The organism is Patiriisocius sp. 208BN25-11, assembly GCF_058147145.1.
Genome location: NZ_JBYVJY010000002.1, coordinates 436,468 through 445,476, shown reverse-complemented (window position 1 = coordinate 445,476; position 9,009 = coordinate 436,468). Strand labels below are relative to the sequence as shown.

At 36.3% G+C, this 9,009-nt stretch carries 11 protein-coding genes; 8 read left to right on the top strand and 3 right to left on the bottom strand.

The genetic code is table 11. From position 1 onward, the window contains the following. Nucleotides 1-84 precede the first annotated feature (84 nt). From ACY2RS_RS04900 to ACY2RS_RS04880, 5 genes are all read left to right on the top strand, one after another. On the top strand, nt 85-1,020 hold the full coding sequence (locus tag ACY2RS_RS04900) for a hypothetical protein (protein WP_490097497.1): 936 nt from the start codon (nt 85-87) through the stop codon (nt 1,018-1,020). 137 nt (nt 1,021-1,157) lie between these two features. Next, the gene (locus tag ACY2RS_RS04895; RefSeq protein WP_490097496.1) at nt 1,158-1,514 is read left to right on the top strand and encodes a bleomycin resistance protein; all 357 of its coding nucleotides are present in this window, start codon (nt 1,158-1,160) and stop codon (nt 1,512-1,514) included. 52 nt (nt 1,515-1,566) lie between these two features. Further along, a complete protein-coding gene (locus ACY2RS_RS04890) occupies nt 1,567-2,736 on the top strand; it encodes a T9SS type A sorting domain-containing protein (protein WP_490097495.1) in 1,170 nt (389 codons plus the stop codon). 32 nt (nt 2,737-2,768) lie between these two features. Beyond that, nucleotides 2,769-3,209, top strand: a complete 441-nt coding sequence (locus ACY2RS_RS04885; protein WP_490097494.1) for an SRPBCC family protein — start codon at nt 2,769-2,771, stop codon at nt 3,207-3,209. A gap of 325 nt (nt 3,210-3,534) precedes the next feature. After that, on the top strand, nt 3,535-3,816 hold the full coding sequence (locus ACY2RS_RS04880; RefSeq protein ID WP_490097493.1) for a type B 50S ribosomal protein L31: 282 nt from the start codon (nt 3,535-3,537) through the stop codon (nt 3,814-3,816). Here ACY2RS_RS04880 and ACY2RS_RS04875 read toward each other — a convergent pair. Continuing rightward, nucleotides 3,776-4,051, bottom strand: a complete 276-nt coding sequence (locus ACY2RS_RS04875) for a hypothetical protein (protein ID WP_490097492.1) — start codon at nt 4,049-4,051, stop codon at nt 3,776-3,778. The two genes, ACY2RS_RS04880 and ACY2RS_RS04875, sit on opposite strands and share 41 nt — an antisense overlap. 101 nt (nt 4,052-4,152) lie before the next feature. Here ACY2RS_RS04875 and ACY2RS_RS04870 point away from each other — a divergent pair, with 101 nt between their 5' ends. Further along, nucleotides 4,153-5,328 (top strand): GlmU family protein, encoded by a 1,176-nt coding sequence (locus ACY2RS_RS04870; RefSeq protein WP_490097491.1) that lies wholly within the window; start codon nt 4,153-4,155, stop codon nt 5,326-5,328. Between the two features lie 218 nt (nt 5,329-5,546). Here the strand turns inward: ACY2RS_RS04870 and ACY2RS_RS04865 are convergent, their stop codons facing one another. After that, nucleotides 5,547-5,852: a hypothetical protein gene (locus tag ACY2RS_RS04865; RefSeq protein WP_490097490.1), complete on the bottom strand. Its 306-nt coding sequence runs from the start codon at nt 5,850-5,852 to the stop codon at nt 5,547-5,549. A gap of 295 nt (nt 5,853-6,147) precedes the next feature. Between ACY2RS_RS04865 and mtaB the strand changes: the two genes are divergently transcribed. Then, nucleotides 6,148-7,488, top strand: a complete 1,341-nt coding sequence (gene mtaB / locus ACY2RS_RS04860) for a tRNA (N(6)-L-threonylcarbamoyladenosine(37)-C(2))-methylthiotransferase MtaB (protein WP_490097489.1) — start codon at nt 6,148-6,150, stop codon at nt 7,486-7,488. 326 nt (nt 7,489-7,814) lie between these two features. Here the strand turns inward: mtaB and ACY2RS_RS04855 are convergent, their stop codons facing one another. Further along, the gene (locus ACY2RS_RS04855) at nt 7,815-8,114 is read right to left on the bottom strand and encodes a GNAT family N-acetyltransferase (protein WP_490097488.1); all 300 of its coding nucleotides are present in this window, start codon (nt 8,112-8,114) and stop codon (nt 7,815-7,817) included. 226 nt (nt 8,115-8,340) lie between these two features. On the opposite strand from ACY2RS_RS04855, the gene ACY2RS_RS04850 reads away from it, so the two are divergent. Next, entirely contained in the window at nt 8,341-9,006 is a 666-nt protein-coding gene (locus ACY2RS_RS04850) for an alpha/beta fold hydrolase (RefSeq protein WP_490097487.1), read from the top strand. Nucleotides 9,007-9,009 lie beyond the last annotated feature (3 nt).

The window sequence follows — 9,009 nt, the reverse complement described above, 5'->3', positions numbered from 1 at the left end:
TATTTTGGAGAGCGTTTGTTCGATAGAATAGTAATAGCAGGCATTACAGGATTATGATAAATTACGGACAATCAAAAAAATATTATGGAAAACACTATTTTAAAGAAAAAAAATAGAAAAGTAATTCTCAAATCATTTGGAAAAACATTAGTTGTAATCCTAGGGACTACTTTTGGAATTTGGTTCTCTTTATTTTTTGTAAATATTTTTTATGGTGATATGCTTTTTCTTGAAAATTTATCATTCAAACAATTTATAAATAATGGAAGTTTTTTGCTCATAACATTTTCTATTCTTACGACTTTACTAGTTAAATCTATTAAAAATTTAAAGGTTAATTTTTTTAATGTAACAGCTTCGGTGGGAATAATTATTGTAGGAATTTATTACGGAAAGTTAATTGGCTTAAATAAAGGTGTACTAACAACATATGCTCTTTCTGATGAACTTAAATATTTTAGAATATTACCATTTATTTTGTCATTAATATTGTTATTTATCTATTATATATATGATGGTACTAAAAACAAAAGCCTTTGGTTAAATGGAGCTAAATCTAATAATACCAGTTGGAATATATTTCTATCATATGCCATAGCAGGAAGTAAGTCAAAAACTTCAAGAATAACCTCTCAAAATGAAGTAAAGGAACTTCAAGAAATATTATCAAACCTAGGTTATAATCCAATTTTTAATGCAAGCGATTATTTCGAAACAGAACAGGATTATCAGCCGCCACAAGTAGCCGCTAGAGAAGACTTTAAAGCAATAGAAAATTGTAAAAACTTTTTATTTTATTATCCTGAAAGAGTTGCCTCTAGTGCACTAGTCGAATTAGGTTATGCTATTAGGGATAGAGATAATATAATAATTATATGCAAGAACAGGAATATTTTACCTTTTCTTGTAAGAGAATTAGATGGAATAAACGAAAATATTAAAATCATTTCTGAATACACAGATTTCAACAACGTAAAAGAAATCATAACCAGTAACCATAGTACATATTTTAAAAAATAAATAATAACTGTGCCTAACAAAGTAAACCTTCCAATACTTAGTTTATTTATTGTTCTGAAAAAAACTCAACAACCCAATAAGTCACAAAATTTCAACTATATTAGTCTTTAAAACAACCAAAGACTCATTCAAGCCAAATGCTCACAGCCATCCATCCAAAACTGCCCATGCGTGACAAGGAGGTCACAAAGGCTTATTATATCGATCAACTTGGTTTTAAAATGCTAGGTACCACAGACTATCATGGCTATTTAATGCTGGAACGCGATGACATACAACTGCATTTTTTTGAGTTCAAGGCATTAGATGTTAAAGAAAATTACGGTCAGGTGTATATTAGAACCAATGCTATAGAGGCTTTGTACCAATCTTTACTAGACAACAACACTAAAATCCATCCCAACGGACCCTTACAAACCAAGCCTTGGGGGCAAAAAGAATTTGCTTTACTAGATCCAGATAGTAACTTACTTACCTTTGGTGAGGCAATGTAAGTAGTATCCTATTGTATTTGTTTATTTTTGTAGGAGTCTCATAAACAATACTATGAAAAAATGCTACCTCTTCTATCTACTACTTGGAAGTTCTTATTTTGGGCTTTCGCAGATTGTAGACATACCTGATGCAAATTTTAAGTTTGCGCTCACCAGCACCAATTGTATAGATACCAATGGTGATGATATTGGAGATATCGATGCTGATTTAAATAATGATGGAGAAATTCAAGTTAGTGAAGCCGAAGCGGTGTCTAACTTATTTTTGTACTCCTCCGCCAATATTGCATCGATGGAGGGTATCACTAGTTTTACAAACATAGAGACTTTGTTTGTGGTGAATAATGGGATTGCTACCTTAGATGTTTCTCAAAATACCAACCTTGTTCGTTTGTATGTATACAACAATGCATTTCTAACAAATTTAGTTGTGCCTGCTTCGGAAAGTTTAGAAGAACTTTTCTGTTTTAATAACGACCTACCTTCTGTAGATGTTACGCAAAATCCTAATTTAAAAGGGTTTCATTGCTATGGAAATGTGTTTACCACCTTAGATGTTACTAACAATCCTTTGCTTGAAGATCTAGCCTGTGGAGGAGCCAACAATGGAACGTCTACTATAAATCAAATCACGGATCTTGATGTTACTCAAAACCCAAACCTAAAATTTCTCTATACCTACAATAACCCTTTTACGAGCCTAGATCTTACGCAAAACCCAGCCTTGGAAATTCTTGTTGTGGGAGGGAACCTACTTACCGAATTAGATCTATCTCAAAATGTGAATCTCAATGATTTTGTGTGTACCGATAATCAATTAACAAGTTTGTCGATAAAAAATGGAAATAATAAAAACCTTGTGATGTACATACAGGACAATCCATCATTGTTGTGTATTGATGTTGATGATGTAGCCGTGGCAAATGCGGCAGATTGGGTCTTAGAAAACACACCAGCTGTATACAGTGAAGACTGTGCGAGTTTAGGGATAGCATCAAATGCATTGAATACTATTGAGATCTATCCAAACCCAACAAGTGATGTAATACACATACGCTCAAGTTCCCCAGTGATTAGCTTGCTACTTTATTCTTCAGAAGGAAAACTACTAAAAGAATCAAAGTCATCAAGCATGGCGGTCAGAGATCTTCCTAGCGGAATCTATTTTGTTGTAGTTACGATAGGTAATAGGGTACACACAAAGAAAATTATTAAAATATAGCTTTTACTACTAAGTTTTAAAATTGAATTTTCATGAAATATACCTGCACCTGCAACATAGCCTTACCTATTGAAAAAGCAGCAGCCCTTTGGGAAAACGAAGCAACTCTCCATGAGTGGCAGGACGGCTTCGATAAGGTAGAGCACCTATCGGGTGCGCCCAATACTCAGGGGGCCACCGCAAAGATTTACTTTACCGGCAAACAGAAACTAGAATTGTTAGAAACCGTTTTAGTGGCCAATTTACCTCATGAAAAAGTAGCGCGCTATGAGCACATACACATGACCAACACGCAAACCACCCGTTTTGTTGCGATCGATGAAAATACCACCCAGTTTAGTTCTGAAGTCGAGTACACCCAATTTAATGGACTCATGATGAAGGCACTTGCCAAATTGTTTCCAGAGAAGTTTAAAGCGCAGAGCCAGAAATGGATGGATCAGTTTAAGCTTTTTGCTGAAAATCAAGGGTAAAAAAATAGTAGTTATTTATGTAACAAAAACAAATAGCTCCCCTCTCAGTGGGAGAGGGGCTGGGGGTGAGGGTTTTGAAATCGAAATCGAATTTGAATATACAGTTCAAAACACAGAGCCAGAAATGGATGGATCAGTTTAAGTTTTTTGCTGAAAATCATTAGGAATAAGAGCGTTTTTTCAAGTCTATAATATAGAGGGAATGAATGCGCTAAAAAACACTCAAAAAAAATTAAAAAAGGTGTTGTAGATTCTTTAAATATATTTATTTTTGCAAACGCATTTCCTGAAAGGTCAGGAAGCCTATTAAATAAAGTGAATTAAGATGAAAAAAGGTATCCACCCTGAGAATTATAGATTAGTAGCATTTAAAGACATGTCAAACGACGATGTATTTTTAACAAAGTCTACTGCAAATACAAAAGAAACTATCGAAGTTGATGGTGTTGAGTATCCAGTGGTAAAAATGGAAATCTCAAGAACATCGCACCCGTTCTACACTGGTAAGTCTAAACTTATCGATACTGCAGGACGTATTGACAAGTTCAAAAACAAATACGCAAAATTCAAAAAACCAGCTGCTGCACCTGCAAAGGATAGCGAGTAATCTTTTTGATATACCATACAGAAGCCTTCGAGAAATCGAGGGCTTTTTTTATTTCTTTTAGTGAATGGTGAATGGTGAATGGTGAATTGTGAATTGTGATTCGTGATTCGTCAAAATAATTAATGAGTAATTGATATTCATTTAAGTTTTTTAAATTTACTCCATACTCCATACTCCATACTCCATACTCCATACTCCATACTCCATACTCCATACTCCATACTCCATGCTCCATACTCTAGATTAATTCATCTAAACTACGTCCATACCTTATTTTCTTATTATTTTTGAACACTGAACACTGAACACTGAACACTGAACACTGAACACTGAGATATGAACTACATCCTTTTTGACGGCGCCGTGCGCAACCAGTTATTGCCTTTTACGTTTACACGTCCGGTAGCAGATATTCGTATCGGTATTTTAACCATTCGTGAAAAATGGGAAAAGTTGTTAGGGTTTACCACCACAACAGTGACCGAAGATTACCTAGCAGACAAATACCCAATGGTAGAGCTGGAGCACAATGTGTTGATCAATGCTTCTTTTTGTCCGTCGGAAAATTTAGTGCAATTGATAAAGGGATTAACTGAAAATCAAGCCATCTTTTATGGCGATGAACCTTTAGCATTCTATAGTACAGAAGAGCAAGAAATCGACTTCGATAGCTTTGATGTAATCGAGTACAGTTACGATGATGTATTGCGAGTGGAACATACTTGGGATATTTTTCAAAAGAATCACGAGGCAATTCAAAGAGATTTTGATCTCCTGACAAAGGATAGAGATTCGCAACCCATTCCAGAAACAACCGTAGCCTTTTATCCAGAACGTATTTTTATAGAAGAGGGCGCTGAACTTCCCTTATGTTCTTTAAATGCCAAAGACGGACCTATTTACATTGGTAAAGATGCCGAAATCATGGAAGGTTCTATGATTCGCGGACCTTTTGCCTTATGTGAGCATGCTACCGTGAAAATGGCAGCAAAAATCTATGGTGGTACTACTATTGGTCCTCATTGCAAAGTAGGAGGTGAGGTAGGTAATTCTGTAATGATGGGTTACTCAAATAAGGGTCATGATGGCTATATGGGCAATTCGGTGCTTGGAGAGTGGTGTAATTTAGGTGCAGACACCAACACATCAAATTTAAAAAACAACTACGCTGAGGTCCGCTTATGGGATTATGATAGTGGTCGCTTTTCAAAAACGGGCACTCAGTTTTGTGGCTTGATGATGGGAGATCATAGCAAATGCGGTATTAACACCATGTTTAATACTGGAACTGTTATAGGTGTAAGTGCAAACATCTTTGGAGGTGGCTATCCACGTAATTTCATTCCTAGTTTCTCCTGGGGTGGCGCTGCAGGCATGGAAACGTACAATACCAAGAAAGCATTTGAAGTAGCCAAAGTAGTGATGGCAAGGCGCGGCATTGAATTTGACGCGCAAGAAGAAGCCATTTTAAACGAAGTCTTTGAGATTAGCAAAGAGTGGCGTAGGTTTTAATTAGTCTTTAGTCGTTTGTCTTTGGCCGTTAGTAGTTGGTAGGACGTTTTGTTGTAAATTTTAGTCTTTCTTCTTTCAATGAGAGAAACGAATGGTCTCACTTCTATCAGCAAAGCGGTCATTTTTAATTAGACTTTGACCCTTTGCAACTTTGCTCCTTTGCCTCTTGTCCCTTAGTAACTCAATAATTCAATCTCTTAACTCCTTTTTAAATACCCTTAGCGATACAAATCATAACTAGACTGTTGAAATCTATACAACCAATCTGTGATGGTGGGTACGAGTGAGATGATAATAATAGCAAGTACTACAGAGATGATTAACAATTTCCAAAACCTTCTTTTGCGTTTTTTTATTTCTTGGAACTGCTCTTTTTGAAATTCTGCATACTCCCAAGTTTTCATTTCTTTGTGATCGGTAAATTCTTTGAACTTACTTTCTCTAGGATCATAGTTTTCAATGATGGACTCGCGATTGCGAACAAACGTTTTTCCGTTCTTGGTTGTAATTCCAGTGTATTTCATAGGCAGGATATATTAGTTTTAGGTCTTAAAAATAGTGTAAAAGCGAGTCACTATTCACCGCTCACTACTCACTGTTATTTTGTAATGATACGTAAGTATCTTCGGAAATGTTACAATTCAATTTTCTTGCTATTGACCATTATTGTTGCGATGTCGGTCATTTGCTGTCGATGGGTGCCCAAAAATATTTTTATAAATTTAAAATTTCCGAAGTGAAAAATATCGATTTTTTAAAAATAGTACTAGGTTTTATAGGAGCAAAAATCTAGTATCTTTGCAGCCAGATTTATTACACATGAATACACAAAACAAAGTCGCATTTTATACCCTGGGTTGTAAGTTAAATTTTAGTGAAACTTCTACCATTGCGCGCGATTTTACCAAAGAAGGTTTTGAGCGTGTCGACTTTAGTGAGGTGGCCGATATTTATGTGATCAATACCTGTAGTGTTACCGAAAATGCTGACAAGCGTTTTAAGAGCATCGTAAAGCAAGCCCAGAAAGTAAATCCGAAGGCTTTTGTGGCTGCAATTGGTTGTTATGCACAATTAAAGCCAGAAGAACTAGCAGACGTAGCTGGGGTAGATTTGGTGTTAGGCGCTACAGAAAAGTTTAACATTACTTCGTACATCAATGATTTGTTGGCGAACCCAGAACGTAGGGCTGCAGATGGCGCAGAGATTCATTCGTGCGAAATTGACGATGCAGATTTCTATGTGGGTTCTTATGCAATTGGCGATCGTACCCGTGCATTTTTAAAGGTGCAAGATGGCTGTGATTATAAATGTACCTATTGTACCATTCCGTTGGCAAGAGGCATTTCTAGAAGCGATACCTTAGAAAATGTGTTGCAGAATGCTGCGGAAATTTCCGCCAAAGGTATAAAGGAAATTGTACTCACAGGGGTTAACATTGGCGATTATGGAAAAGGAGAGTTTGGCAATAAAAAGCATGAACATACCTTTTTTGAATTATGTCAGGCCTTAGATGATGTTGAGGGGATACATCGTTTGAGGATTTCATCGATAGAACCCAATTTACTAAAAAATGAAACCATCGATTTTGTAGCGCAGTCTAAGACCTTTGTGCCGCATTTTCATATACCATTGCAAAGTGGGAGTGATGTACTCTTAAAGTTAATGCGTAGACGCTACATGACCGATTTGTACATAGATCGTGTTAGCAGAATAAAAGAAACCATGCCAGACGCCTGTATTGGTGTTGATGTTATTGTTGGTTTTCCTGGAGAAACGGATGCATTATTCTTGGAGACCTATAATTTTCTAAATGAACTCGATATTTCTTACCTGCATGTATTCACATATTCAGAAAGAGAGAATACGCCAGCGGCAACTATGGAGGGCGTTGTGCCTAAAAAAGTGCGTGCAAAACGAAGTAAAATGTTACGCGGCTTATCTGCAAAAAAGCGTCGCGCCTTTTATGAAAGTCAGTTAGGGAATACCGGTACCGTTTTATTTGAAGGTGAAAACAAAGAAGGTTATATTCATGGTTTTACACAAAACTACGTGAAAGTAAAACATCCCTGGAACCCAGCATTGGTAAATACCTTACATGAGGTGACACTAACAAAGATTGATGAAGATGGCTTGGTGCGGTTTGAATTTGTTGGGGAATAGGTGGTAGTTGGTAGGACGCTTCGCTTGTGGGTGGTAGTCTTTGGTCTTTAGTCGTTTGTCTTTGGTAAAAAAAGGTGGTAGGTTTTAGGACGCTTCGCTTTTAGGTGGTAGTTATTTCTCGTTTGTCTTTGGTCGTATTTTAAACTTTTACATTTTGACTTTCATAAAAGCGCTCACCCTTTAGCCCCGAAGCTTCGGGAGGGGAAAAGCGCGTTTGGAATAAGTGGTAGTTGTTAGAACGTTACGCTTGTAGTAAGTAATATTTTTTAATTATTACATTTTTTAAATTGGCACATTGAAAAATCTTCAAATTAATAAACTCGCTACTAAATATTAATTCCAACAGGTAATAAATCTCTATACTTACGTCTGTTTTTACGTAAAAATCCTACTATTTCCGGACTGGTAGGCATCACGCTAATGCCACGTTCTCGTACTTCGTCAAAAACGGCTCTAATAAAAATGTCTCTAAAACCCTGATCTTCTAAGTCTTCGGGCATTTCGTATTTGGTTAGAAAAATTTTACGGTCTTGAAGCGCATATTCAATGCGAGCCATGGTATCACCAATTTCGAGTTCAAATTGGCGTAAAAATTCGTTGTCGGTGATTTCTACATCTTCTATCATAACTATATTGATGTTTTGGTTGTTTATATGTATTGGAGGAGTTTGTACTTTTGTTTTAAGTGGTACATGACCGAGTCGAAATAGTCATTAAAATATACAATCTACTAATAGTTTTTACTTAACTGCTTTTTCACTAATAAATCAAACCAAATAATAGTATCCAGTAGCATATTATGTAAATTTACAAAAAAGCTACGTGTTTACCACTAATTGTAGCCTTAAACCCATGAATAAAACGACTACTCACATATATTTTGTGCCCGGATTGGCAGCAGATAAAGAGATTTTCAAAAACATTCGTTTACCAGAATCAGAGTATACCATGCATGTGATATCCTGGTTGATTCCTGAAAAAGGGGAGTCTATAGCACAATATGCAGCGCGAATGGCATCTTTTGTTACAGAAAAGGATGCAGTATTGGTGGGAGTTTCTTTTGGAGGTGTTATGGTACAGGAGATGGCTGCATTTCTTGATTTGAAGAAATTGATTATTATTTCGAGTGTAAAATCGAAACATGAGTTGCCAAATCGTTTAAAAGTAGCTCGGAAAACAAGAGCGTATATAATGGTTCCTACGGGCTTGCTACTCCAGTCTAAAGACCTCACCAAATTTGCGATTGGTCCGAAATCAAAAAAGAGACTAAAGCTGTATCAAGACTTTTTGCATGTAAGAGACAAGCGCTATTTAGATTGGGCTATCAAAAATATGGTCTGCTGGAAACGCGATGTCCCGTCGCAAGATGTGTTTCATATTCATGGGGATGATGATTTAATATTTCCGATAGAAAACATCAAAGATGCCATTGTTATAGCGGGAGGCACACACATTATGTTGTTAAATAAAGGGTCTCTTATAACTCAAAAGCTTGTTGATATCATAGCAGATAAATAATTC

Coding starts and splice junctions, on each gene's coding strand:
- ACY2RS_RS04900 (WP_490097497.1), top strand. CDS start 85: ATGGAAAACACTATTTTAAAGAAAAAAAATAGAAAAGTAATTCTCAAA.
- ACY2RS_RS04895 (WP_490097496.1), top strand. CDS start 1,158: ATGCTCACAGCCATCCATCCAAAACTGCCCATGCGTGACAAGGAGGTC.
- ACY2RS_RS04890 (WP_490097495.1), top strand. CDS start 1,567: ATGAAAAAATGCTACCTCTTCTATCTACTACTTGGAAGTTCTTATTTT.
- ACY2RS_RS04885 (WP_490097494.1), top strand. CDS start 2,769: ATGAAATATACCTGCACCTGCAACATAGCCTTACCTATTGAAAAAGCA.
- ACY2RS_RS04880 (WP_490097493.1), top strand. CDS start 3,535: ATGAAAAAAGGTATCCACCCTGAGAATTATAGATTAGTAGCATTTAAA.
- ACY2RS_RS04875 (WP_490097492.1), bottom strand. CDS start 4,051: ATGGAGCATGGAGTATGGAGTATGGAGTATGGAGTATGGAGTATGGAG.
- ACY2RS_RS04870 (WP_490097491.1), top strand. CDS start 4,153: ATGAACTACATCCTTTTTGACGGCGCCGTGCGCAACCAGTTATTGCCT.
- ACY2RS_RS04865 (WP_490097490.1), bottom strand. CDS start 5,852: ATGAAATACACTGGAATTACAACCAAGAACGGAAAAACGTTTGTTCGC.
- mtaB (WP_490097489.1), top strand. CDS start 6,148: ATGAATACACAAAACAAAGTCGCATTTTATACCCTGGGTTGTAAGTTA.
- ACY2RS_RS04855 (WP_490097488.1), bottom strand. CDS start 8,114: ATGATAGAAGATGTAGAAATCACCGACAACGAATTTTTACGCCAATTT.
- ACY2RS_RS04850 (WP_490097487.1), top strand. CDS start 8,341: ATGAATAAAACGACTACTCACATATATTTTGTGCCCGGATTGGCAGCA.